Origin of the sequence: Exiguobacterium sp. s123 (assembly GCF_018617075.1) — a bacterium.
In the GTDB taxonomy this organism is placed as follows: domain Bacteria; phylum Bacillota; class Bacilli; order Exiguobacteriales; family Exiguobacteriaceae; genus Exiguobacterium; species Exiguobacterium profundum.
This window is the reverse complement of the sequence record NZ_JACSJL010000004.1, coordinates 142,917-166,825: the sequence shown is the minus strand read 5'-3', so window position 1 is coordinate 166,825 and position 23,909 is coordinate 142,917. Positions and strand designations below refer to the sequence as shown.

The window sequence follows — 23,909 nt, the reverse complement described above, 5'->3', positions numbered from 1 at the left end:
CGGGTCCCCGTGAAAGGGAACCCGCTTTTGTCATGCCCACCAATCGGGGCGTTCATAGTCGACCAACACCTGTTTTTCGAGGAGGCGTGGCTCGAGGTAAGACGTGACGCTCGGAAGACAATCATCGAGGTCGGCCGGATGGACCATCACTTCGATGGATCCACCTGGTTCGATGGCGTCGAGCGTCGCATGGGAGACACCGTCCGCATAGAACTGATCACTGAACCGTTCGGTCACCCACAAGTCTCGGCGTGACCCGAGCGTCGTTAAGGCCCGAAACGTCGTGTCATATTCTTCAGCGAGACGAATGATGATGTCGTGCAGAACCGGCCAACCGTGAATGTGATGGTGGCTGTCGAGATGGTCGAGCAGAAGTCCGGTCGCAAGGAACGCCTCGATTTGGGCTTTCCACTCGAGATAGACGAGCTCCGGGTCAGGTGAGTCTTCAGTCAAGAAACGGCTTGTGTAGCGGAACGTGCCGTCTTCTTTCGTGAGAGGGGCGCTCGTGTCGGCGAGCGGTTTGCCCCAAGATAAGACGAGATGGACCCCGACACGGAGCGACGAATGTTGTTTCGCGAGTCGGACCGCTTCCTCGACGGCATACCCGTTCATGATCATCGTCGCCGAATTGACGATTCCATTCAGATGACTCTCCAAGGTGCCGGCGTTCACACCTGTCGTCAATCCGAAATCATCAGCGTTGACGAGGACGAACGTTTTAGGCATTGACGAGACCGAGTGCCTGGTCAAGGACCAGGTCACCTTTCATCATCCCGTACGCCATGTTATCGATGACCGCGACCGGTACGTCGACGGACGACTTGATTTTGCCTTCGAGGTAACGGACTTGGGGTCCGATCAAAATGACGTCGACGTTCGACTGTTCTTTCAAGCGCGACTCGGGGATCGCGTCAATGGATGCGTCGAGTCCGCGTGCGGCAGCTTCTTTCCGCATTTTTTTCACTAAGATTGATGTCGACATTCCTGCCGAGCAGACGAGTAAGATGTTCATGTCGTTTCCTCCAATCGATTCAAACGGGTGATCATGTCAATCATTTCGACGGCGAGCTCTTTCACGGTCATCGCCGTCATGAGGTGGTCTTGTGCGTGGACGAGGAGGACGCTCATGTCGCTCGTCGTCCCCCGTGCCTCTTCTTGTAACAGCTCCGTTTGTAGCTTGTGTGCGTCCAAGAAGGCCGCATCGGCTTCTTTCAACTTTGCCGCCGCTTCGTCCGCTTCACCGCGTTTCGCGGCAGCGATAGCCTCGAATGCAGAGGAGCGTGCATTTCCGGCATGTAAGATCATCATAAACGAGAGTTCTTGGATGGTTTCGGTTTTCACGAAATCTTTTCTCCTTCCTCAGTCGCAGCTTTATTTTTATTGATTTCGGCTGTCATCGCCTTCGCTCCTGCCATGACGAATGGAATGTACATCGCTGTGGCAATCGACAAGTTGACGATTTGGAGCAAGACGCCGCGGACGCTACCGCCTGTGACCAAATAACCGCTGATGATCGGTGGCGTTGTCCAAGGGACGATGGCGACCGTCTTCGGAACCATCCCTGTCGAGAGTGCGACATAAGAGACGATGGTGAGCGTGACCGGCACTAAGATGAACGGTACGAGCATGATCGGGTTCAATACAATCGGAAGACCGAAGATGACCGGTTCGTTGATGTTGAAGAGTCCAGCTGGTGTCGATAGTTTGGCGACTTGATGATACGGGTGATTCCGTTGTTTGCGGACGACGATGAAGATGGCGAGCAAGAGTGCGAACGTCGTACCCGATCCACCCATGAAGACGAATGCATCCAAGAATGGTTTTGTGACTGTGTACGGTACATCAAACGCTGACGTTCCGGCTTGGAAGGCAGCCAAGTTTTGCTCGATGAGCGGGAGATAGACCGGTTCGATGACCGAGCCGATGATGTTCGTCCCGTGAAGTCCGAAGAACCAAAGGATGTGGTTCAAGAAGGCAATCAGTAAGGCAGCAGGGAGTGAGTCACCAAATCCTTGGAGTGGTTGTTGAATCGCTTTGAAGATGACTTCAAATACACTGAGTTCGACGACGAGCGTCATGAAGAGCTGGAATCCTGCGACGACCGTCAAGATGATCATCGATGGGATGAGCGCTTGGAATGAACGGGTGACCCCACCCGGTACACCTTCTGGCATCTTGATCGTCAGTTTCGTATTGATGAGGTAGCGGAACATTTCTGTGACGACAATCGATACGATGATAGCGACGAAGAGTCCTTGTGCGCCGAGCCATGCGAAGTTGAGACCCCAGTCAGCAGTGACCGGTACGAGCATGATATACGAAGCGAGCGACAAAATCCCCGCCGCGAGCCCGTCAATCCCGTATGAACGGGCCAAGTTATACCCGATGGAGAAGGCGATCAGGAGCCCGAGTATCGCGAAGGACGCGTTCCAAATACTACCACCGAGTCCTTGCCAGTTGCCTTCGCCAAACATACTGTTCATTGATCCGACGAAGTCGAGTGAGAGACCACCGATGTTGACGGCTGGGAAGTTGTTGATAAGGACCGCGAGCGACCCGACGATGATGAGTGGCATGACGGAAACGAATCCGTCACGGATGGCGACTAAGTGCCTTTGGGACCCGATACGTCCCGCGATTTCAATAAACTTGTTCATGAGTAAACCTCCTTTTTAAATTGGGGTAGGTACGCCTCGTGCGCTGTGAACAGCTCTTTGAGAAGCGGGTCGATCCGTTTCTCGTCCTGGATGAGCGGGTTCATGAGGCAGGCAAGATAGGCGTCCTCGTACGTGCCAGATACAGCCGCTTGGATGGCGAGCTGTTCAAACGTTTTTAAGTTCGTGATGAGCCCACGGATCGGCAGCGGCAACGCGCCGATGGAGATGGGGCGAGGCCCCGACTTCGTGATGACGGCGTTCACTTCGATGACCGCGTCGTCTGGTAAATCCCGAATCGTGCCGTTATTGAGCGTGTTGACCGTCTGGATGTCACCGCGGTCGTTGTGAATCGAGTCCATCAAGTTGCAGGCGGCGTCTGAATAGTAGGCGCCTCCACGTTTTTCAAGCTCTTCCGGTTTGACGGCGAGATCGACGTCTTTGTACTTCTCGAACAACTGGGCCTCGACTTGTTGCACGACTTCGGCACGGGTGCCGTTTTGTTCGTACGCCTCGAGGTCTTTCTTCAATACATCTTTCGTCTGGAAGTAATACTGATGATACGGGTTCGGTAACATGCCGAGTGACGATAGGAACGATTCGCTCCAACCGAGCCCGACAATGTTCGCCGGCGAGTAGTCGTTGCCTGCGTTGAGCGAGGCGAGGACGTCACTCGTCCGGTCCACACCGTCGACCCATACGTGACGACCGAAGACGAAATGGTTCAATCCAATAAATTCAATCGCGACTCGTTCGACAGGCGTCTCGAGGATCTCAGCGACCGAGTTTCGCATGTTGAACGGGATGTTGCAGACACCGATGACCTTCTTATGAGATGAGTGCTTGAGTACGGCCTCGGTGACGATGCCCGCCGGATTGGTGAAGTTGACGAGCCAGGCGTCCGGACAAATCTCGGCGACTTCGTTTGCCAAGTCGATCAAGACGGGGATGGTACGGAACGCTTTGAATAATCCGCCTGCGCCGTTCGTCTCTTGCCCGATGAAGCCATGCTTGAGCGGGATGCGTTCATCGAGCGCACGTGCCTTGAGTCCACCGACCCGAATCTGTGTGGATACAAAATCTGCGCCGACGAGTGCGGCTCTTCGGTCGAGCGTCCAACTGAGTGTGATCTCGGCCTTTGCCTTCTCAATCATCCGCTTGGCGAGACGACCGACGATCTCTAATTTCTCCCTCCCTTCTTCGATATCGACGAGCACGATCTCCCGAACGGGGAACGTTGCCTGTCGATCAATCAATCCTTCGATGATTTCCGGGGTGTAACTGGACCCACCGCCGATGATGACGACCTTGACTGCCATAGTGCCAACTCCTCCTTTTGAAAGCGATTTCTTTTTGTCGTAACAAATATAACAAATGATACAACTTTCGGCAATATAAAAAATACAAATAATACAAATGAGTTTTTGTATTTGCATTTGTATGCTTGCTGTATCACAATAAAGGAACCAACCCAACGTAAAGGAGATGGAGACATGTCGCAATCGACGCTCCAAACCGCAATCAAGGATGAACTGCTGTCCCGCATCAAAAGTGGGCACTATAAAGAAGGGGAAAAATTTCCGACCGAATACGCGCTTTGCGAGGAGTTCGATGTGAGCCGGACGACGGTACGGGGCGCACTTAACCAGTTGACGATGGAAGGCTATCTAGTCCGTCAACAAGGACGCGGGACGTTCGTAGCCGGGAAGAAAGTCCAACAAACGTTGTCGTACACGCCGAACAACTATGCGGCCCAGCTCGCCGTTCAAGGAAAACGTGGGCAAGTCGCCTTGATCGACATCTCGGTCATCTCGGCGTCTGGTCAAATCGCATCGGTGTTTGAAGCGGAAGACAATGCCCCGATCCAGAAGATTGAGCGGATCCGTCATGCGGACGGGGAACCGACGCAGTATGAGGTCTCGTTCATCCCGTGGCAGATTGCACCGGGGATCACGAAGGAACAGGCGGAGCATTCGCTCTTCCGCACACTCGCCGAGGTTCACGACGTTCATGTCGCCAAGACGACAGAGGCACTGGAGATTGCCTTAGCTGACGAGAAGGTGAGTGCACTCCTCGACTGTCCACTCGGGTCACCGTGCTTCCATATCGAGACGGTGACAGAGGATGAGTCGGGACGAGCGATTGAATACTCACGCTCCTACTTCCGCGGAGACAAGACGAGCTTCGTCATCGAACGGGAGTATAATTAACAAAAGCGCCCGACTGTTTCGTGTGGAAACGGTCGAGCGCTTTTATTATCTAGTGATTTAAAAAGGGTATGAAGTCGAAAAACAGAAGATACATACTATCAAATTGAGTAGAGGGAGTGAATTATGTGACGATGTTTACCATCTTCGGTGTCTTGATTTTCGGACTATTGTTATTGGGAATCAGTGTTGTGATGAAGAAGCGATGGTTATCCATACTCTCGATGGTTCCGATAGTTATTGCTGTAGGACAACTTGCGATGCTTTATTTAATGGGGATGTAATTTTTATCAATAAATATCGTGTATAAACTTTCCCCATACATATTGGATGCAGTCGATTCCTGACTTTATGTACACTAGAACCAGGAGGCGAGAGAAGCATGTCAATCATTGAATTCAAAGATGTGAGTCATCAAGACATCCTGCACCATGTGTCCGGGACGTTCCGGGAAGGACGAATCACAACGTTCGTCGGACCGAGCGGCGCCGGCAAGACGACGTGTCTGAAGCATATCAACGGATTGCTGTCACCAGACACGGGCACGATTCTTTTTAAAGGGGAAGACATCGCGGAGATGGACATCCTCGAACTTCGAAAGAAAATCGGGATGGCGTTCCAAAGCGCGCCGATGATTCAAGGGACGGTGTACGACAACTTGAATCTCCCGAAAGCCATCTTCGACGAGACACTTGACCGCGATCGGGCTGCCGAATTGCTCCATCGCGTCGACTTGAATGAGGCGCTCCTCGACCAACCCATCAAATCACTGTCGGGTGGGGAACGAAGCCGGGTCGCCATCGCACGAACGCTCGTCAATAAACCGGACGTGCTCTTGCTCGATGAGATCACGGCGAGCCTAGATTACCGAACGGTGAAAGAGATCGAGCGACTCATTCGAAAACTGCAACAATCGTACGGCGTGACCGTCATTTGGATCACCCATGATCTCGACCAGGCACGGCGGGTAAGTGACGACATGTGGTTCTTGAAGGACGGGGAACTACTTGCATTTGGGGACGCATCGTTCATCGATGAGTCGGACAATCCCGTCATCCAACGATTCGTCAGGGGGGAAGATTGATGTCATATATTGAACTCGCGACGGCGCTCATCTTCGTCGTCATCCCGCTCGCCTTGACACTCGTCCTACGACTTGGACTCGAGCGTGATATTATCATTGCGACCGTCCGCTCCATCATTCAACTGCTGATCATCGGCTATATCCTGACGTTCGTCTTTGAGAGCGACAGTCCGATTTTCATGCTGTTGATGATCCTACTCATGATTGTCGCCGCGACACAAAACATCCGACGGAAAGGGGACGGCATTCCGGGTATCATGTGGATCATCGTCTTGACGCTCGTGACGATCGAAGCGCTGACGATGGGACTCATGCTCGGGCTTGGTATCATCCCATTTGAGCCGGAAAAAGTCATTCCGATCAGCGGGATGGTCATCGGGAACAGTATGGTGTTGTCACTCCTGTTCTTGAATAAGTTCAAAGATGAGGTCGAGCGGAGTGACGATGTCATCGAACTCATTCTCTCGCTCGGCGGAACGCCGAAAGTGGCCATCGACCGCAGCTTGAAGAATGCGATTCGGACGAGTATGATCCCGACCGTCGAGGCCCAAAAGACGATGGGACTCGTCCAGCTACCGGGAATGATGAGCGGACTCATCATCGGAGGAGCCGACCCGATGGAAGCGGTCTTGTATCAACTCTTGATCCTGTTCTTGATTTTGACGACTGCCTCGATCTCGGCGACGCTCGTCGGCTATCTGGCGTACCCACGTTTGTTCAACGAGAAGATGCAGTATATCGGACTGACCTATCGGAAGGGGAAATGAGGCATGATCACAGGGATTCATCACGTCCAGATCACGATTCCAACTGGAGCGGAGCAAGAGGCGGAGGCATTTTACTGCGATTTTCTCGGTCTACGTGAAATCGAGAAGCCGGATTCATTGAAGGGACGAGGTGGATTTTGGCTTCAGGTCGGCGACCGTTCCGTTCATGTCGGGGCAGAGGACGATGTGGAACGACAGAAGACGAAAGCGCATATCGCATATGCGGTGACGGATTTAGATTATTGGAAGGAAGCGCTTCGAGAGAACGAAATCACCTACTCCGAAGGTATTCCGATTCCGGGGTTCGACCGGTTCGAGTTTCGGGACCCGTTCGGCAATCGGGTCGAGATGATTCAAGCGCTCTGACGAAAGGGAGCATCCATTGCGGATGCTCCCTTTGTCGTTCTTCAAGCAATACCGAACAGGCGAGTCACTTGCTCCCATTCGGACGGGTAGGCGTTACTGCCATGATGTTCGTGAATGAGTGTCCCGTTCGTGTATACGCTGAGGCTCCACTGCGTACCGTCTAGCGTGCGAACCCCTTCGAGTTCTTCGAAAACGGGTGGCCACCAATTTGTTCCAAGCAGATGAAACGCGACACGCATCTGTTTCGCTTCCTCGCCCTCATAGTATTCGAATTCAAAGGGCTCGGTGATCGCTCGGTCGGACCGCTCAATGTGACGAAGGACAGTGCCCCTCTCAAAAAAGGTGATCGTACTCACATCATACGTGCCGAACCCACCGACGCGGAAGATGACCTCGACCATCGATTCTTGATTCCGACCGACTGCCTGTAGGACGCGCTTTTGAAGCGGATGTTCGACGAAAGAGGGAGGGATATGATAAAGGGCGCGAAACGTTTTGTCTTTCATGAAACTTCAACCTTTCTCGGACATAAGATGCCCCGAGTATAGCGGAATCTTCCTATCGAGGTAGATAAAATAAAATGCAAGGTACGAAAAAAGCACCTCCTAAGAGATGCTTCAAGGTTAATACACTTCGTACGTCTTTCCGGTCTGCGCGCCTTCGACACTCTTCACATAGGTGAGGGCGACCCGTTCACCTGGTACCGCCGCGTAACCACAGAAATACGGTCCGTACGCATCGAGTGCTTCGACGAGGATGTTCAGCAATCAAGTTGCCTTCGGTGGGACAGCCGTGCCTTGATGGAACCGCATCTTCCAACGTCCGTCCACGAATACCCATATCGAGCTGCGACGTGTTTCGCGATTCAATACCGGTTGAACGAGACGGTACGTTACCAAAACGTGACTTTCCGTCAACGGATGCAGGGTGAATTCGGATAACTCCGCCTCGATCGGGTCGAGCTGGAGTGTCGTCTGATCCCAGTCTTGATACAGCAACCGTCCCGAGCTACCGATTTCAAAGAAGTCGTCGGTCAACAGTTCACGCAATCGCTCCGTCGACTGCCTGACTTCCGTCGTCAATAACGCTTCTTCTAGTGTTTGAAGATGATCTGCCAACTCGTTCATGTCACGACTTCCTCTCTTCGTTGATTCATCACGATGACGCCTAGGACGATCAACAACAGACCGATGCCGTTCAATGCCGAGAGAACTTCCCCATATATGAACACTCCGATGAGTCCCGTCGCCACCGTCCCGAGTCCAGCCCAGATGCTATAGGCGATACTGAGGGGGATCGTTTTCAACACGATGCCCATGAGGGTGAACGAGGCGGCGAAACTGACCAAGAGGATGGCACTCGGCACGAGATTCGTGAATCCATCCGACAGTTTCAACATCGACGTTCCGAGCACCTCAAATCCGATAGAAAAGAACAGTAAAAGATAGGCTTTCATTCCGATTCACCTCACACTTTCATCAAGATGAGCCCGATGATGACGAGCCCGATCCCTGCAATTTTTTGACGGCTGATTTGTTCCCGGAAGACGACGAATCCGATCACCGCCGTGAGTGCCGTCCCGACCCCGCTCCAAAACGCATACGCGAAGCTGAGCGGGATGGTGAAGAGGGCAAGTGATAAGAGATAAAACGCCGTCCCATAACCGAAGGCGACGCCGAGAATCGGGAGTCGACTCGTCGAGGTGGCGTTCACTTTCAACATGCTCGACCCGAACAGTTCCGAGGCAATGGCCCCAATCAAATAGATGAATCCCATATTACAATCCTCCTTGAATCAACTCGTCACATGCTTCCCGAATGAGTGTCGCCGCACGGTCCTTGAACGACTCGCTATATCCATACAAGACAGCGAACCAAAAGCCGTCGCAGAGGAGACGAAGTTTCAAAATCGCATCCTGGTCCGGTCCGTCGGCAGCGAATCGCTCGTCCCAACCGGTCGACACGTCACTCCAAATCGACTCGCTCGTCGCATCTTCTTGTGAGGAGATGAAGACGGCGACGAGGTCCATATCTCCGTGATCGACATCATCTAATGTCGCCAGTGCATAGGCACGGGTAAACGAATATGGACCGTCCGATAGATGATCACTGATTCGTTTCTCGAACGTCTCGATGGCGAGCTCGTTCATCTGGCGCAATAAGTTGGCCTTATTGTCGAAATGATAGAGGACCCCGGCTTTCGTGATTCCTGCTTTCGTCGCCAACCGTTCGAGCGACAACTGACTAATTCCGTCTTCTCGAATCATCTGGGCGGCAGTCTGTAGCAACAATTGTTTTTTACTCATCCCATCACACCTCTCATAACTTTACTGACCGTTCAGTAAAGTAAGTCTATCAAAATTTACGAGGGGTTGTCGAGATAGAACGTTGATGGAATAATCAGGGAAAAGGGGGGCGTGACATGGGTTCACATTTGATGCATCTCGTCATCGCGAACGAGATGTTACCAGCGTTGTCGGAGGTGGATGAGGTCGCATTTTTGCTCGGAAGTCTCGCACCGGATGCAACGACTGAAAAAGAGGCATCCCATTACTACGCAGGACGCCATGATGATTTATCTCGTCGTTTAGATCTTTCCCAATATTGGATTGACAGCAAGGAGGAAGACTTCTCGTATCGACTCGGCTATTACGCGCATCTCGTCGCGGATGAGGTCTGGTTGCAGGGGTTTTATAAAGGGTGGTTGAAAGAGCTCATCACCCAGGACCCGTCAAAACAGGCGGCCTATTATGCGGACTTTGATGCGTACAATGCTCGGCTGTCGGAACGCCTCGGGACGTTCGATTTTGAACGCTTGAAAGGAAATCCAGAGCTCGTTGAACTGGTCGAAAAAGTCGAGCGGGACGCGGCGATGACGGAGGAGGGGACATACACGATGTTCCTCCCGCATCAATTGGATGGTTACGTTGATACGTGTGTCCGTCGCTGCCTGGAGATGGTCAAACGGAAGCGGGCGATGCTCGTATGAACAAGCGATACGCACCACTATACGCAACGCTCGGACTCTTTATCGTGACGGTGATCACCTTCCTCACCTTGAACGGTCGGGTATTCCCGAATCTCGAATTGATGATGGTCATTTGGGTATATCTCGCGATTGACATCGCCTTGTTCGCCACGTTGATTTGGGGTCTGTTCACGAAGGATCGAATCATTAAAATCTACACGCTGCTTGCGACAATCGGGTTGATGATTCCATTGTCAATTTGGATTTTCCTGTTGCTGTTGGCGAACGGGATCTCGGAGGCATGAGTGGGATGGAACTGCCTAAACCAACTCCATTTTTGATGCGCCGCGTGCCGTTTTTCTTTTTGTATGCCCTTTGCGGCCCGCTCGCGCTTCTCATCTTGATCATTTACTGGCGAGACACGCCGACTGACGATCGAGGACCGTATTTGTTTTTCTCGGTCGTGTTTTCGTTGTTCTTCATCAGGAAACTCATACCGGACGGATTGTTGAGTATCGTGATTTTCTCAGCGGCGTATACGTTCGTCTTATTCGTAACGTACATCATTCTCAATCGAAAACGAAATCGTGATGACAATGAGTAACTTTGAAAGTGAATTTCCCACTTTCTTTACGACAATCGGCTTGATGATTCCGCTCTCGATTTGGATTTTCCTGTTGCTGTTGGCGAACGGGATCTCGGAGGCATGAGTGAAATGACTGAGAACGAGAAAAAATTACCTTTTGTGGCTCAAGTAGTCCCATTCTTGATTGGTTGTCTGATTTTTGGACCAATTGGATTGGTTATCCTATTGTTTATTTGGAGACGCTTAGAACGAGATGAACGAATCATCTATTTGATCGTATCAATCTTTTTCACGTTACTTGAAGCTCTCGATTATTTTACGGATGGCATCATCTATTACTTCGTTTGAGAAAGTGGACCTCCACTTTCTTTTTTGTGCGTGCATCTATAGAAAGAAAAATTTTCCTATCCGAATCTTGTCAAATTGGCATTGCGTATCCTTTTTTTGTTTGTTATGCTACTTGATGAAAACGACAATGATAATCATTATCACTGATAACGAGAATGCGAGAATAGACATACATAACCAACGTGGCTCGTTTTTTGGTGCGAGGATCATTGAAACTTACATACAGAGGAGATGGATGAAGTGGGGAAATTCAAGATTTCACTCATGTTGACGTTGCTCGTCTTCGTACTCGCCGCATGTGGCGGAACGAGTGAGACGAAGAAAGAAGAAAACGTCGACGGCGCAACAAAGACAGAGACGGTCGAAATTACAGACGCACACGGCACAATCGAGGTACCGGTCAACCCGGAGAAGGTCGTCGCCCTGGATAACCGGACGTTTGAAACATTGGCAGCATGGGACATCGACTTGGTGGCGGCACCGATCGGACTCCTTCCAGCAGAGTCGCCATATGCATCAGACAAAGACATCGCGGACGTCGGCATGCACTTCGAGCCGAACTTAGAGGCGATTGCAGGAGTTGACCCGGACGTCGTCATCGTCGGTCAACGTTTCGCAGATTACTACGAGGACATCAAAAAGTTAGTACCAGAAGCAGCGGTCATCGACTTGAACATCGAAATCCCAGAAGATTCAGGAACACCGGGTGAAATTTTAGTCAAAGGATTGACAGACACGACGCTCACACTCGGAAAAATCTTTGACAAAAACACAGAAGCCGAAGCGATCGTCGCTGACCTCGACAAGTCGATTGAAGACGCGAAAGCGGCATACAACGGAAAAGATACAATCATGTCGGTCATCGTATCGGGTGGAGACATCGGATTCTCAGCACCGGTAACGGGACGCGTGTTCGGACCGATGTACGACATCTTCGGATGGGTCCCAGCCCTTGAAGTCGAGAAGAAGACAGGTGACCACGAAGGTGACGAAGTATCCGTCGAAGCCATCGCAGAAAGCAACCCAGACTGGTTGTTCGTTCTCGACCGTGACGCACCACTCGGTGACGCAGAAGGCGCAGTACCAGCAGAAGACGTAATCGACAACGCACCGGCGCTTCAAAAGACGACGGCTGTGTCGAAAGAGCAAATCGTCTATGCACCGAAAGACACGTACTTGAACGAATCGATTCAAACGTACGCGGAATTCTTCAACAGTGTCACGGAAGCGCTTGCGAAGTAAGGTTCCGTCATGCAAAAACCATTGACAGCCAGGGTTGAGACGATGTCTCAGCCCTCCTTTTCTAGATTGTGGACGAAGTCGTTCGTGTTCACCGTGATCATCGTCCTCGGTTTGGCGGTGCTGTCGCTCTTTACCGGGGTGTACGATCTGTCACGAACAGACGGCTTCGATATGTTTTGGATCACCCGAGTCCCACGGACGGTCGCCCTCATGCTGACGGGTGCGGCGATGGCGATGGCGGGGCTCGTCATGCAGCTCATCACGCAAAACCGACTCGTCGAACCGACGACGACGGGGACGCTCGAATGGGCGGGACTCGGACTGCTCACCGTTTACTTACTCGTACCAGCACCGAGCCTCATGATGCGGATGACCGGGGCGATCGTCTTCTCGTTCATCGGGACGATGGTCTTCTTCTGGTTCTTACGTTCGGTCAAACTCCGTTCATCGCTCATCGTACCGATCATCGGGCTCATGTTAGGGGCGGTCATCTCCGCTATCTCGACGTTCCTCGGTCTGTTCTTCCGAGCAAGCCAGGCGATTGAGGGCTGGTTCGTCGGTTCGTTCGCCTCGGTGCAAATCGGGCGCTACGAGTATCTATGGGTCATCATCGTCGTGACGGTACTCATCTTCTTACTGGCGAATCGCTTGACGCTCGCGGGGTTAGGGGAAGACATCGCGACGAGTCTCGGCGTGAACTATAACCAGCTCATGATGATGGCGACGGGGCTCATCGCCTTATCGGTCGGTGTCGTGGCGACGGTCATCGGGAATTTACCGTTCCTTGGACTCATCGTCCCGAACCTCGTCTCGATGTTCCGCGGGGATGATTTGCGCAGCAACCTGCCATGGGTCTGTCTTGTCGGGATGGGGGCGATTCTCGTCAGTGACTTGATTTCACGGACAATCATCATGCCGTTCGAACTCCCGGTCTCACTGATTCTCGGGACGGTTGGTGCAATCGTCTTCATCATGATCTTGATGCGACAACGGAAGAAGGGAGGGGTTCGATGAGTACGGTCATGGAACGAGACGGTGTCGACGTATCAATCGGGGAATTGAGAGAAGAACGTCACGCCTCGGCATTTCAATCGAAACGGGCGAGCAGGCGCTATTGGCTCTTCTTAAGTGCCTTCATTCTCGGCGGACTGTTGTGTGCGCTCGGGCTTCTCCTTTATAACAATCCGGTCCCGATGGACTCTCCGTCATTCGTGCCGGTCGTGGAACGGCGAATCGTCGCCATCGTCACGATGTTGATTGCGGCACTCTGTCAAAGTCTTGCGACGGTCGCATTCCACTCCGTGACGAACAACCGTATCATCACGCCATCGCTACTTGGATTCGACGCGCTCTATTCGACGATTCAGACGAGCATGGTCTTCTTCTTCGGGGCAGGGGCGTTGATCGGCTTCTCGGGGACAAGTGCCTTCTTGACACAGGTCGGCCTCATGGTGACGATGAGTCTCCTCCTTTACGGATGGCTCTTGTCAGGGAAATACGCCAACCTGCAGCTCATGCTGCTCATCGGGATCATCATCGGGACGGGTCTGAACTCGGTGTCATCGTTCATGCGCCGAATGCTCGCCCCGTCCGAGTTCGATATCCTGCAGGCGCGACTGTTCGGTTCGGTGACGAATGCCGACGTGGCGTACTTTCCCATCGTCATCCCAATCGTCGTCATCGCCGGGACACTCTTGTTCCTGTTCTCGAATCGCTTGAATATCGTCGCACTCGGCAAGGACGTCGCGACGACGTTCGGGGTGAACCATCGGAGGAGTGTCATCTACACGCTCGTCCTGATCTCACTCCTCATGTCCGTCTCGACGGCGCTCATCGGGCCGCTCACGTTCTTCGGATTCTTAGTCGCGACGCTCAGCTATCAGGTCGCCTCGACGTATGACCATAAGTACGTCTTTCCGATGGCGTTCGCCCTAGGGTTCTTCGTCCTGACGAGCGCATATTTCTTTATGTATCACATATTCCAGACGCCAAGTGTCGTCTCCGTCATCATCGAATTGTTCGGCGGACTCATCTTCTTGGCCGTCATTCTAAGGAAGAGGTCGCTATGATTCAAATCGAACAAGTCAAAAAATCGTATACAGACGACGTCCAGATTGGACCGCTCACGCTCGACATCCCGAAAGCCGGGTTCACCTCACTCATTGGGCCGAACGGGGCGGGCAAATCGACGACGCTCATGATGATCGGACGGTTGCTCAACTTAGACGAGGGGCAGATCCAAGTCGCCGGCATGGACGTGTCGAGCACGAAGTCGAAAGACTTGGCGAAAATTATCACCATCCTGCGCCAAGAAAATCACTTCGTGACAAGGCTCACGGTCCGACAACTCGCCGGGTTCGGGCGTTTCCCTTATTCGAAAGGACGTCTCACAAAAGAGGACGAGGCAATCATCTCGAAATATATCGACTTCCTCGATTTGACCGCGCTCGAGAACCGCTATCTCGACGAGCTATCAGGAGGACAAAGGCAGCGTGCCTATGTGGCCATGGTGCTCTGTCAGGAGACGGAATACGTCCTCCTCGATGAACCGCTCAACAACTTGGACATCGCCCGTTCGGTACAGATGATGGAGTATTTACGCCACGTCGCCGACGAGTTCGGACGGACGATCGTCACGGTGCTCCACGACATCAACTTCGCGGCGAAATATTCGGACCGCATCTGTGCGATGAAAGACGGACAGATCGCTGCGTTCGGAACGGTGAATGAGATCATGGACGCAAAGATCTTATCCGAAATTTTTGAGACGAAACTGGAAATCATCGAAGGGCCATATGGGCCGATTGCGGTGTATTAACGAAAGGGAGGATTCACATGAAAATTGACTGGACACCGATCACCAAAGTCGTGGCCGAGGCACCGGATACATACACGTTCCATCTCGCCTTGCCACCTGAGTTCACGTGGCAGGAAGGGGCGCACACGCACCTCGCGCTCGAAGGGTTCAACGCCGGGGACAAGCCGGACCGGAGCCTCGTCCGCCATATGTCGATCTCGACATTGCCGAACGAAGGGGCGATCGGCATCACGACCCGCATCAAATCCGAATGCTCGACGTTCAAATCGATTCTTCGCGACATGGTACCGGGGGACAAGGTCGCCTTGTTCAAGACACATTCGAACGTCCCACTCGAACGGAGCGGGAAGAATGTCTACCTCTTATCGGCAGGTGTCGGACTCGCGACATTCCGTCCAGTCGTCCTCGAGTACTTGGCGAACGGGGAAGGTGTCCCGCACCTCCATTCGTTAAACGTCGATTCGTCGAAGGCGTATCTGTTCGGTGACGTCTTCGAATCGAACGAGCACTTCACGTCAGAGTTCGTCCCGAGTCGGAAAGACTACTACGAGCGCGTGGAGATGATGGCATCCGACAAGGACGCCTTGTTCTACATCGTCGGCAGTGACGAGCTGTTGCGTGAAACGATCCACGTGCTCCGGACGAACGGGGTGGCATGTAACAACATCAAGATCGACAAACATGATTTTCAGCGAGAAGACTTTTTAGGCTGATACTCAAATCGGGGACACGTGCCCCGGTTTTTTCGTGCACAGTTGGACAAAGCGCTCGAAGATGCCACGTCCGTCCGGTGTCCCAATCGACTCGGGGTGGAACTGGACACCGTACGTCGGATGCGTCGGGTGCTCGAGTGCCATGATGACACCGTCTGTCGTCTCGGCCGTGACCGTCAGTTCGGTCTCTTGTACGACGAGCGAGTGATAGCGCATGACGTCCATCGACAATCCTTCGAAAAGGACGCCTGGCACCGTATTGATCCGTGAGACTTTCCCATGCATCACCTCGTTCGCCCGACCGACAATCCCGCCGAACGCCTCAGCGATGACCTGGTGACCGAGACAGACCCCGAGAATCGGGATGTACCCGGACAGTTGTCGCACGACCGCGAGCGAGACACCGGCGTCTGGTGGACCGCCGGGACCAGGAGAAAGGATGATGCCACTCGGGTTCATGCGACGGATTTCTTCTATAGTATGTTCATCGTTCCGGATGACGCAGACGTCACTGAAGCGGGCGACGTCTTGATAGACGTTATATGTGAACGAATCGTAGTTATCGATGAGGAGAATCATGCGAACACCTCCAATAGGGATTTGGCTTTATGCAGCGTTTCTTCATATTCCGATACCGGGTCGGAGTCATAGACGATGCCGGCGCCGGCTTGGACATGGGCCGTGTCACCTTGGACGACCATCGTCCGGATGGCGAGGGCGAAGTCGAATCCGCCCCGAACGTCGAGATAGCCGACCGCCCCGGCATAGACTTCCCGTTTCACCGTCTCGAGCTCATCGATCAACTGCATCGCCCGAATCTTCGGAGCTCCGGAGACGGTACCGGCCGGAAGACAGGCACGGAGCGCATCGATCGGGGTCACATCGTCACGTAAATCTCCTTCGACTTCCGAGACGAGATGCATCACGTTTTTGAACCGTTCGAGCTCAATGTGTTTCGGGATGGTGACCGTACCGACTTTCGCGACCCGCCCGATATCGTTTCGTCCGAGGTCGAGGAGCATCCGATGCTCGGCGAGTTCTTTCTCGTCTTGAAGGAGTGACTCCGCGTGACGCATGTCTTCCTCGACGGTCTTCCCACGAGGGCGTGTCCCGGCGATCGGGTTCGTCGTCACTTTGCCGTTCTCGACCCGGACGAGACTTTCAGGAGAAGCACCGAGGACGATCGCTTCCCCGAGGTCGATGTAGAACAAGTACGGACTCGGATTTTGTTTCCGCAGCGTCCGGTAAAAGTGGAACGGGTCCCCGGTGAACGTCGCGTCGATTCGTTGCGACAAGACGAGTTGGAACACCTCGCCCGCAAGGATGGCCTCTTTCGCCTGAAGCACACGGTCAATAAATTCATCTTTCGGTGTCAAGATGCGCTCGCTCGTCCGGACGACCGGTTCGAGGGCGTGCGTCTCCGGTGTCTCGAGCTGTTCCCGGATGGACTCGAGTCGCGTGGTCGCATCCGTCTCACTCGTATCGATCAGGATGACCTGTTCCTCGAGGTGGTCGTATAAGACGACCGTCTCATAGCGCTGGAAGAGGGCGTCCGGCAAATCACGCGTCACGGTCGGCGTGTTCGGGATTGGTTCATATACGCGAAGCAAGTCGTAGCCGATATAGCCGACGGCACCGCCGATGAATGGGTAGGGGGCAGTGAAGTCGTCACGGGTGATGCGTTTTGACAGGGCATGGAGCGGGTCGTCCGCATAAATTGTTCCCGTTGCATCCGTCACATCGTTCCCGTCGACCCGGATCGTCTCTACCGGATTCGCCGCGATGATGGAGTAGCGGCCGTGCTTGCCTTCCGCACGACTTTCGAGTAATACCTTTCGCTCACCTTGTAGTCGGTGGAAGATTGCCACCGGTGTGAGTTCGTCACCATTAATGATCCGTTGTTGCATTGAAAAAACCTCCTTATAATGGGTAGTAGAAAGGGGATATGCCGATGTCAGTCTTACGACCTGACCAATTTTCAGGTGAAGCGTTGACGGAGCAGATCGAACTCGAGGACACGCTGTCACCTTACGTTGATATCAAATCCGATGAACTGAATCTTGAATATTTTGAGGCAGTCGTCCGTCGTGCCCAGCATTTGTTTGATGCGTTGTTCGAAGAGGGCGACCCCATTCGGATCGTTTGGCATGTATATGGACAGCCTGTCAAACCGACCCGTCTGTTCCGTTACATCCGGGACAAATCGGTGCGCTTCAAGACGACCGCCACATTGTGCATGTTCGATGACGAACCGTTATGGATGTTCACCGTGCCGGTAGCAGACAAGTCCGCAATCCGTGTGCGACGACTCCTCGAGGCGATTTGTTATCAAGATTTTTATACAAAATCAAAGCCGCGTTTGAACGGAGAGTTCACAACGTATCCGTTCGTTCAGTTCATCCACGAACGAGAGGGGCACGTCTTGTTCGTATACGATGACCGCGGTGCGTACATCCGTGGTACGTCACCAGCCCACCTCCAATCACTCAAACAAAAAATCTCCCCGTCCCGCATGCCCAATCGGACATGAAGGACGAGGAGATTCCCCGTGTTGCCACCTTCGTTGAAAGACGCCTTGTCTTCCCACTCATCGCGAACCATCATTCGCTGTCCCCGATAACGGGAGGACCCGTCAGAGCCTACATGTCGGTCTGAACGCTCAAAAGCCCATTCACGCAAGGCACGACACCGGTTCGCATCGACCACCGGCTTTCTGAAGACGTCCCTTCGCGCTACTCTTCTTTCTCATCGCGAGTTCGTATGAATGTTATCGTTACTTTAACGGGATAAAGATGCATTGTCAAGCATCATTTGACCGAAGCGTGCCCCACCTGACGTTTCCCGATGAACGTGAACGTGATCCCCAATGCCAAAAGGGGAAGGAGCCACCACTTTGTATAGAAGAAGAGGGTGCCCCGATACATGAACCACTCCATGCCCAAGTAGGCAATCAGGGTGACCAAGGGAGCGATAGACAAACGCTTTAGGCGCAGTGCGATGGCGACCCCTACTCCGATCGTCAACGTTGGGACGATCACGAGTTGCCAAAGATACGGGTCAATATAGTGAAACATGGAGAGTCCTCCTTATAACGAGTAATCACGACACATCAGGCAGATTTTTTTGTTTTCAACAATCCGACGAAGATGAACGAGAACAAGAGCGAAATCAGCGGGAAGATGACATTCCACGAACTGAGATGGCTGACATCAAACGGACTGTGGTCATAATAGACGGCAAAGTACGTCAATTCGATGATGGCGTTCAACAAGAACGTCACCACAGGGCCGATCCAAATTCGTTTCATGATCATGGCGACCACGACACCGCCGCCGAGGGTGAGAAACGGGACGATGACGAGCTGCCATAAGAACGGGTCGATATAATCAAACATGGAGCATCCCCCTTATAACGATTTGTACCCTAGGAAGTATGGGCGCCACATCGGGTCATGGATCGAGTTGATTTGAAGCATCTCGCCCCCGGCATGGATGAAGAACTCGTCATCGAGCATGATGCCGATGTGCGATGGACCCGATTTGTACGTGCCCGCGAAGAAGATGATGTCTCCGCGACGACCACTTGTGATCCCTGTCCGTTTATTCTTGAAATGGCCGCTATGCCAGTAACCTGACACGTTCGTGCGACCGCCGATCTTCCCGGCTTGGTTTGTCGCGTAGTGGATGAGACCGGAACAGTCGAATCCACCGTTCAGCGGTGACTGCGAGCCCCACGTGTACGGTGTCCCGAGATGTTTCACGGCGGCATTGATCAGACGCTCTTTTTGCGAGTTGTCCCGTTTCTTTAACAAGGCATCCTGCTTGATGCGGATGTCTTTCGTCTTGACGTAGACGGGGCGCCAGTCGTACTGGATGAGATACGAGTCGCCACTCTTTCCACGTGGGTAGATGCGACGACCGGCATCGAGATAGCCGATCGGACGAGTGTCGTTCGGGTTGGCGTAGAACGGCGTCTTCTTCGTCGTCCCGTAGTGGGCGGCCGTATAGACGCTCGCCGGTTGGATCGCCTTCGGTTTCGTCTCGGCGATATACGGGTTCAACACGTAGACGCGTTTCCCGGACGGAAGACGGACGTGCCAGAAGTCGGCATCGATCGAGCGGAGCCCGACGAGTTTCGTCCCGCGTGGCAACGTGCCGGCCGGACGACCGTATGCGACGTCAGCCGAGAAGTAAGGCGTCCCGTTGAACTGCGTATAGAAGACCGTTCCTGCCTTCGGTTTCGCGGTCGGTTTCGAGACGGCGAGGTAGCCCGTCGCGACATAGCGATACGTCCCGTTCAGACGGATGCGCGTGTAGTATCCACTCGTCCCGAACGTTTCGACGACTTGCCCACGTTTCAAGGAGCCGACTTGTTTCACGACAGACGTCGAGGCATACACTTCAACCTCGTTATAACGAGAGTACCGCATGCCCGTCGATTCGAAGCGAGGCGGTTTTTTCGTGCTCGTCACGCTCGTCAGGATGAAGTAATAGTTCCCTTGTGTGAAGATGCGGGTATAGTTGCCCTTTGTCCCGTAAATGGTGACGAGTTGTCCGCGCTTCAGGCTGAGGGACGTCTTCGACGACAGGACCGTCCGTGCGTAGACCGGCGTGTTTTTCGTGATGTACCGTTGTCCCGTTTTGAGCGGTGCCGGTTTTGTCGTGCCGAGCGATTTCGTCTCGACGAACAGGAACTGGCCGCGCGTATAGATGCGCGTGAAGTCGCCATCCGTTCCGTAAATGGTGACGAGCTGACTTCGTTTCAGCGACCCGACGACTTGTTTCTTGTCCGTGTCCTGATAGATGTTGATCGCGGCAAGCGCATAGCGGCTGCCTGTCTTCGTGTAGCGTGGCATCTTGTCTGCGAGCACGTCGCGTTTCATATAGACGTAGGTGCCGTCCTTGAAGAGCCGGGCGCTGTCTCCGATGGTGCCATAGACGCTCGTCTGTTCACCGCGGACGAGGGAGCCGATGATCTTGCCGGACGCATCGGTGTAAGGCGATGTCGTCAAGACGAACTGGGTGCCCGTCTTGATCGGACGAGTGCTCGTCGCATCTAAGGTGACATAGCCGAAGCCGTCCGCCGTCTCGATACGAAGCATCGAACCGATTACCAAACCGTCGAGCGTCTGCCCGGCTTCGAGTTCGGCGATTGTTTCCCCGTCTGGAGCGGACAAGACGACCGCACCTGCTTTCGCGTAGCGGGTCACGGCTTCCGGCATCGTCTCGCCGAGGGCGTCACGGGCGACATACGTCCCGTCCGTCGTGAGGAGATGGTCGCCCTCGAGGTCGAAGACGTCGACGGCTGTTCCGATGGCGAGTGTTGCGGCTACATTTCCGGCAGCATCGTGTGCTTCTGTCTCCGTATGGACGTAACGGGTGACAGCGTATGATAAGGCGTCATTTCGAACGAATCCGTTCTGTGTATCGACCATGACGGACGTATGGGTCTCGGTCACGTCCTGGATGTCGACACGCTTCGGCTCATTCGTGATGAGCAGGATGCTGGATTCCTCCGGGTCGGTATAGAGCGTCGTGCCGGCAGGGAGCATGGCGTCGGACCCGACCGCCTGTGCGGTGAGAGTCCAATAGAAAGTAAAGAGAACAAGCAAACTGAAGATTCGTTTCAAGCGTTCCACCTCGATTCATGAAATTTACATTTTTTAGTATATACATAGTGGAGATGAAAAAGGTTGCTTATTTCGATAAAAGGGAAATGATTGAAGGAATCTGTGATCAGCATTCCACTCGTTCGTTTTCGACCATCTGTGCTATGATAAACGGGGAAAGGAAGGGACAACGATGGAGACACTCAACATGAAACAACTTTCTGACGACCGGTCGGCCCATCAGGTGGCCGGCGATCTCGACGCGATGCGGGCGCTCATGCACGACTCGTTCCGATATGTCGATTCGAGCGGGCGTCAGTTCGATAAAGAGACGTTCTTAGACCAGTTCGTCGACCCGACAGCGATTCAATGGATCGCACAGGACACGGTCACGTTCGATGAGACGGTACGCGGAGACCTCGCCGTCGTCCAACTTTTGTTAGAAGAAAAATTTATCCTCGGCACGAACGCCTACGAAGGCCGGTTCTGGATGCTTCATCTTTATGTGAAAGAAGATGGCGTCTGGTTATGGCAAGGCGGACAGGCGACGATGATCAACGAAGGTTAAGCGTTCAGGCACTCCAAACAGTGGGGTGCCTTTTTTATTAAATGAAGGAAATGTGAAATTGAAAAATATATGCCTATTTTAGAAAAATTATGTACCCTTTTGAAAAAGGACAGATTATAATAATTTTGTAAACGATTGTCATTATTCTTGAGGGGGACCCTACTTATTATGAAGCAACCGAAATATGCAGCACTTTTCTTAGCGACCACACTCGCATTCGGAGGTATCGCGCCTTCGACAATCGTCAACGCAGAGACGTCGGAAGACGTGACTGCTCCTGATGCACCTGTATTATCGGCACCACTCCACACATCGACATCACTCACGATCACAGGTGAAGTGGCTGCGAAAGCGGAGATCTTGATCAACGGCAAGACGTACGTCCGTACGATCCTCGAAGGTGGTGAGGCCGTCTTCAAGATGTCACCACAGTCGGTCGGTAAAGTCATCGACGTCCGTCTCGTCGACGCGAGCGGCAACGTCAGTGAGACGACACGCGCCATCGTCGCCGAAGACCCAGACGCACGTCCGGACGCACCGGTCATCAAACCGTTGACGGAGACGTCACGTGAAGTGCGCGTCGTCGGGGAACCAGGACAATACGTTGAGCTCTCGATCGGCAGCAGCACGTATAAAGGGAAGTTCGATGCGAACGGGCTCTACCGTCGTGGCATCGCACCGCAACCGGCCCACTCATGGCTCTCGGCGAAGACGATCACGACGAAAGGTGCGACGAGCGACGTCTCGAAACGTAGCGTCTACAAAGACCGCGTCGCACCAAAAACGGCGACATTGACTCAATCTGTGACGGCGGCATCATATGGCGTCTTCGGAAAAGCGGAGCCATATGCGACGGCCATCGTCAAGATCGGTACGAAGTCATACACGGCACCGGTCATGTCGACCGGGAAGTTTATCGTGAAGATCCCACGTCAAGCGATGGGGCAGAAGATGTCACTCGTCATCCGTGACGGTGCCGGAAACGTCAGCCAATCGAAGGCAATCACCGTCCAGCACGCGCTCTACAACAACTTCCATCGTGTCTACATGGAAGGGATGAAGATGACGGTTCATAAAGAAGTCTTCTACGCAGATACCACGACGAAATACGCGGACACGTTCGTGCCACTCTTCTTCGGACATCCGTCGAAGTCGGGCCTCGGGTTCCTCCTCAGCAGCTACACAGAGGATGGCTCGGTCGCTGGATTTGAAAAGTTGACGCTCCGTGTCGGTCGTGCAACCTATTCGCAAAACATCGACGAGTACGATGTCTACTATGAAGAGCTTGAGGATGGATCGGTCGAAGAGTCATACTTGTTCGAGCCAGATGCGAAACTCATCAGTTTCATCGACAAGTACGTCCGTCCGGAAAACCGGATCACGGTCATGGTCCAAGGTGTGGACTACGACCTCGAGTTCAACCTATCGGGTGCGGAGAAACGCGCATTCATCCAATCCCTCCAATACGCAGGATACTAATTCCTTAGGACCGGTGGAGACACCGGTCTTTTTGGTGAACGGAGTTGCAACATGAAAGACAAGCGAAATCTCATCTATTCGCTCAAACCACTGCCGGTGCCCCCAATCTCATCGAATCGATTCCTATGGTGGATGAAAGTATTTCTTCTATTATTACTCCTCGGTTGGTGCACTACGATGCTGAACATCGTGAGTGAGAATTCGACGGAGCGTTATCTGAAAAACAAGTACGGTGTCGAGCAAATCTATTTCATGGAGGAAGGTCGTTTTTATTTCGTGATCGATCGCCGGTTCAAGTTCGAGCGGTTCTCGAGCGCGACGGAAGACCATGGCTATTTACGAATCGAGCAGATCGACTACACCGACCGATACGGGAATAAGGTCGACTTCCATTTCATCAAGGTCGCTGGGATCTTCTTTGACCGGACCGACCATGAAGCCAATTATCGCGTGCTCGAACGCAAGAAATTGAGCAACGAGCAATCGTTCGACGAGTGAGTCG

32 protein-coding genes, 1 pseudogene and 1 other annotated feature are annotated in these 23,909 nt (G+C 53.1%); of the genes and pseudogenes, 17 read left to right on the top strand and 16 right to left on the bottom strand.

The features are described 5' to 3' along the window. Positions 1-30: 30 nt before the first annotated feature. Genes KNO72_RS08860 through KNO72_RS08840 form a run of 5 tightly spaced genes read right to left on the bottom strand, consistent with a single transcriptional unit; the run spans position 31 to position 3,973 of the window. On the bottom strand, positions 31-750 hold the full coding sequence (locus tag KNO72_RS08860; protein WP_251026291.1) for a carbohydrate deacetylase: 720 nt from the start codon (positions 748-750) through the stop codon (positions 31-33). Further along, positions 719-1,012, bottom strand: a complete 294-nt coding sequence (locus tag KNO72_RS08855; protein WP_214757886.1) for a PTS sugar transporter subunit IIB — start codon at positions 1,010-1,012, stop codon at positions 719-721. Before KNO72_RS08855 ends, KNO72_RS08860 begins: the two co-directional genes overlap by 32 nt. Then, on the bottom strand, positions 1,009-1,308 hold the full coding sequence (locus KNO72_RS08850; RefSeq protein ID WP_168169900.1) for a PTS sugar transporter subunit IIA: 300 nt from the start codon (positions 1,306-1,308) through the stop codon (positions 1,009-1,011). The genes KNO72_RS08855 and KNO72_RS08850 overlap by 4 nt, the downstream gene beginning before the upstream one ends. A gap of 29 nt (positions 1,309-1,337) precedes the next feature. Further along, the gene (locus tag KNO72_RS08845; protein WP_214757884.1) at positions 1,338-2,657 is read right to left on the bottom strand and encodes a PTS sugar transporter subunit IIC; all 1,320 of its coding nucleotides are present in this window, start codon (positions 2,655-2,657) and stop codon (positions 1,338-1,340) included. After that, positions 2,654-3,973 carry a 6-phospho-beta-glucosidase gene (locus tag KNO72_RS08840; RefSeq protein WP_078147526.1) on the bottom strand — a complete coding sequence of 440 codons (1,320 nt, stop codon included), beginning with the start codon at positions 3,971-3,973 and terminating at the stop codon, positions 2,654-2,656. Before KNO72_RS08840 ends, KNO72_RS08845 begins: the two co-directional genes overlap by 4 nt. Before the next feature lie 174 nt (positions 3,974-4,147). Here KNO72_RS08840 and KNO72_RS08835 point away from each other — a divergent pair, with 174 nt between their 5' ends. The 4 genes from KNO72_RS08835 to KNO72_RS08820 all read left to right on the top strand — a co-directional run bounded on the left by KNO72_RS08835 (position 4,148) and on the right by KNO72_RS08820 (position 7,078). Next, entirely contained in the window at positions 4,148-4,864 is a 717-nt protein-coding gene (locus KNO72_RS08835) for a GntR family transcriptional regulator (RefSeq protein WP_078147525.1), read from the top strand. Positions 4,865-5,243: 379 nt separating this feature from the next. After that, on the top strand, positions 5,244-5,945 hold the full coding sequence (locus KNO72_RS08830) for an ABC transporter ATP-binding protein (RefSeq protein WP_214683589.1): 702 nt from the start codon (positions 5,244-5,246) through the stop codon (positions 5,943-5,945). After that, the gene (locus KNO72_RS08825; protein ID WP_074035973.1) at positions 5,945-6,712 is read left to right on the top strand and encodes an ABC transporter permease; all 768 of its coding nucleotides are present in this window, start codon (positions 5,945-5,947) and stop codon (positions 6,710-6,712) included. The genes KNO72_RS08830 and KNO72_RS08825 overlap by 1 nt, the downstream gene beginning before the upstream one ends. A 3-nt stretch (positions 6,713-6,715) precedes the next feature. Next, entirely contained in the window at positions 6,716-7,078 is a 363-nt protein-coding gene (locus KNO72_RS08820; RefSeq protein WP_214757882.1) for a VOC family protein, read from the top strand. 41 nt (positions 7,079-7,119) lie between these two features. Here KNO72_RS08820 and KNO72_RS08815 read toward each other — a convergent pair whose 3' ends face one another. The 6 genes and pseudogenes from KNO72_RS08815 to KNO72_RS08790 all read right to left on the bottom strand — a co-directional run bounded on the left by KNO72_RS08815 (position 7,120) and on the right by KNO72_RS08790 (position 9,383). Then, positions 7,120-7,584 carry a hypothetical protein gene (locus tag KNO72_RS08815; RefSeq protein ID WP_214683594.1) on the bottom strand — a complete coding sequence of 155 codons (465 nt, stop codon included), beginning with the start codon at positions 7,582-7,584 and terminating at the stop codon, positions 7,120-7,122. A gap of 117 nt (positions 7,585-7,701) precedes the next feature. Then, a pseudogene (locus tag KNO72_RS08810) lies at positions 7,702-7,839 on the bottom strand (short chain dehydrogenase); the annotation flags it as partial. Positions 7,840-7,845: 6 nt separating this feature from the next. Further along, positions 7,846-8,205, bottom strand: coding sequence for a nuclear transport factor 2 family protein (locus KNO72_RS08805; protein WP_214683598.1), 360 nt, complete (start codon positions 8,203-8,205; stop codon positions 7,846-7,848). After that, the gene (locus tag KNO72_RS08800; protein WP_214683601.1) at positions 8,202-8,534 is read right to left on the bottom strand and encodes a DMT family transporter; all 333 of its coding nucleotides are present in this window, start codon (positions 8,532-8,534) and stop codon (positions 8,202-8,204) included. The genes KNO72_RS08805 and KNO72_RS08800 overlap by 4 nt, the downstream gene beginning before the upstream one ends. Positions 8,535-8,545: 11 nt before the next feature. After that, positions 8,546-8,854 (bottom strand): DMT family transporter, encoded by a 309-nt coding sequence (locus tag KNO72_RS08795; RefSeq protein WP_214683602.1) that lies wholly within the window; start codon positions 8,852-8,854, stop codon positions 8,546-8,548. A 1-nt stretch (position 8,855) separates the two neighbouring features. Continuing rightward, a complete protein-coding gene (locus KNO72_RS08790; RefSeq protein WP_214757880.1) occupies positions 8,856-9,383 on the bottom strand; it encodes a TetR/AcrR family transcriptional regulator in 528 nt (175 codons plus the stop codon). A 116-nt stretch (positions 9,384-9,499) separates the two neighbouring features. Here KNO72_RS08790 and KNO72_RS08785 point away from each other — a divergent pair, with 116 nt between their 5' ends. The 9 genes from KNO72_RS08785 to KNO72_RS08745 all read left to right on the top strand — a co-directional run bounded on the left by KNO72_RS08785 (position 9,500) and on the right by KNO72_RS08745 (position 15,752). Continuing rightward, on the top strand, positions 9,500-10,066 hold the full coding sequence (locus KNO72_RS08785; protein ID WP_214757878.1) for a zinc dependent phospholipase C family protein: 567 nt from the start codon (positions 9,500-9,502) through the stop codon (positions 10,064-10,066). Next, positions 10,063-10,350, top strand: coding sequence for a hypothetical protein (locus KNO72_RS08780; RefSeq protein WP_012727171.1), 288 nt, complete (start codon positions 10,063-10,065; stop codon positions 10,348-10,350). The genes KNO72_RS08785 and KNO72_RS08780 overlap by 4 nt, the downstream gene beginning before the upstream one ends. 5 nt (positions 10,351-10,355) lie before the next feature. Then, a complete protein-coding gene (locus KNO72_RS08775; RefSeq protein ID WP_214683610.1) occupies positions 10,356-10,649 on the top strand; it encodes a hypothetical protein in 294 nt (97 codons plus the stop codon). A gap of 102 nt (positions 10,650-10,751) precedes the next feature. Then, on the top strand, positions 10,752-10,979 hold the full coding sequence (locus tag KNO72_RS08770) for a hypothetical protein (protein WP_143404789.1): 228 nt from the start codon (positions 10,752-10,754) through the stop codon (positions 10,977-10,979). A 231-nt stretch (positions 10,980-11,210) separates the two neighbouring features. Next, positions 11,211-12,221 (top strand): siderophore ABC transporter substrate-binding protein, encoded by a 1,011-nt coding sequence (locus KNO72_RS08765; protein ID WP_031422513.1) that lies wholly within the window; start codon positions 11,211-11,213, stop codon positions 12,219-12,221. Between the two features lie 9 nt (positions 12,222-12,230). After that, positions 12,231-13,235: an ABC transporter permease gene (locus tag KNO72_RS08760; protein ID WP_031422514.1), complete on the top strand. Its 1,005-nt coding sequence runs from the start codon at positions 12,231-12,233 to the stop codon at positions 13,233-13,235. Further along, entirely contained in the window at positions 13,232-14,290 is a 1,059-nt protein-coding gene (locus KNO72_RS08755) for an iron chelate uptake ABC transporter family permease subunit (protein ID WP_031422516.1), read from the top strand. Before KNO72_RS08760 ends, KNO72_RS08755 begins: the two co-directional genes overlap by 4 nt. Then, positions 14,287-15,039, top strand: a complete 753-nt coding sequence (locus tag KNO72_RS08750) for an iron ABC transporter ATP-binding protein (protein WP_214730299.1) — start codon at positions 14,287-14,289, stop codon at positions 15,037-15,039. Before KNO72_RS08755 ends, KNO72_RS08750 begins: the two co-directional genes overlap by 4 nt. A 17-nt stretch (positions 15,040-15,056) precedes the next feature. Beyond that, complete coding sequence (locus tag KNO72_RS08745) at positions 15,057-15,752, top strand: ferredoxin reductase domain-containing protein (RefSeq protein WP_214757876.1); 696 nt, start codon at positions 15,057-15,059, stop codon at positions 15,750-15,752. A 3-nt stretch (positions 15,753-15,755) separates the two neighbouring features. On the opposite strand, the gene KNO72_RS08740 is transcribed toward KNO72_RS08745, so the two are convergent. Both KNO72_RS08740 and trpE read right to left on the bottom strand, forming a co-directional pair. After that, on the bottom strand, positions 15,756-16,331 hold the full coding sequence (locus tag KNO72_RS08740) for an anthranilate synthase component II (RefSeq protein WP_214687396.1): 576 nt from the start codon (positions 16,329-16,331) through the stop codon (positions 15,756-15,758). After that, positions 16,328-17,659 (bottom strand): anthranilate synthase component I, encoded by a 1,332-nt coding sequence (trpE, locus tag KNO72_RS08735; protein WP_214757874.1) that lies wholly within the window; start codon positions 17,657-17,659, stop codon positions 16,328-16,330. Before trpE ends, KNO72_RS08740 begins: the two co-directional genes overlap by 4 nt. A gap of 44 nt (positions 17,660-17,703) precedes the next feature. Between trpE and KNO72_RS08730 the strand changes: the two genes are divergently transcribed. Then, a complete protein-coding gene (locus tag KNO72_RS08730) occupies positions 17,704-18,282 on the top strand; it encodes a DUF3885 domain-containing protein (RefSeq protein ID WP_214757872.1) in 579 nt (192 codons plus the stop codon). Then, positions 18,279-18,510: a binding site (T-box leader), on the bottom strand. It overlaps the preceding gene by 4 nt. A 49-nt stretch (positions 18,511-18,559) precedes the next feature. On the opposite strand, the gene KNO72_RS08725 is transcribed toward KNO72_RS08730, so the two are convergent. Genes KNO72_RS08725 through KNO72_RS08715 form a run of 3 tightly spaced genes read right to left on the bottom strand, consistent with a single transcriptional unit; the run spans position 18,560 to position 21,390 of the window. Further along, on the bottom strand, positions 18,560-18,826 hold the full coding sequence (locus KNO72_RS08725) for a hypothetical protein (RefSeq protein WP_214757870.1): 267 nt from the start codon (positions 18,824-18,826) through the stop codon (positions 18,560-18,562). A 35-nt stretch (positions 18,827-18,861) separates the two neighbouring features. Continuing rightward, complete coding sequence (locus tag KNO72_RS08720; RefSeq protein WP_214757868.1) at positions 18,862-19,146, bottom strand: hypothetical protein; 285 nt, start codon at positions 19,144-19,146, stop codon at positions 18,862-18,864. A gap of 12 nt (positions 19,147-19,158) precedes the next feature. Beyond that, positions 19,159-21,390, bottom strand: a complete 2,232-nt coding sequence (locus KNO72_RS08715; RefSeq protein WP_371815837.1) for a C40 family peptidase — start codon at positions 21,388-21,390, stop codon at positions 19,159-19,161. A 163-nt stretch (positions 21,391-21,553) separates the two neighbouring features. Between KNO72_RS08715 and KNO72_RS08710 the strand changes: the two genes are divergently transcribed. The 3 genes from KNO72_RS08710 (at position 21,554) to KNO72_RS08700 (ending at position 23,905) form a co-directional block, all read left to right on the top strand. Further along, on the top strand, positions 21,554-21,928 hold the full coding sequence (locus tag KNO72_RS08710; protein ID WP_143180225.1) for a nuclear transport factor 2 family protein: 375 nt from the start codon (positions 21,554-21,556) through the stop codon (positions 21,926-21,928). A 168-nt stretch (positions 21,929-22,096) separates the two neighbouring features. After that, positions 22,097-23,407: an Ig-like domain-containing protein gene (locus KNO72_RS08705; RefSeq protein WP_214757865.1), complete on the top strand. Its 1,311-nt coding sequence runs from the start codon at positions 22,097-22,099 to the stop codon at positions 23,405-23,407. A gap of 51 nt (positions 23,408-23,458) precedes the next feature. Next, positions 23,459-23,905: a hypothetical protein gene (locus KNO72_RS08700; RefSeq protein WP_214757863.1), complete on the top strand. Its 447-nt coding sequence runs from the start codon at positions 23,459-23,461 to the stop codon at positions 23,903-23,905. The last annotated feature ends 4 nt before the right edge of the window (positions 23,906-23,909 follow it).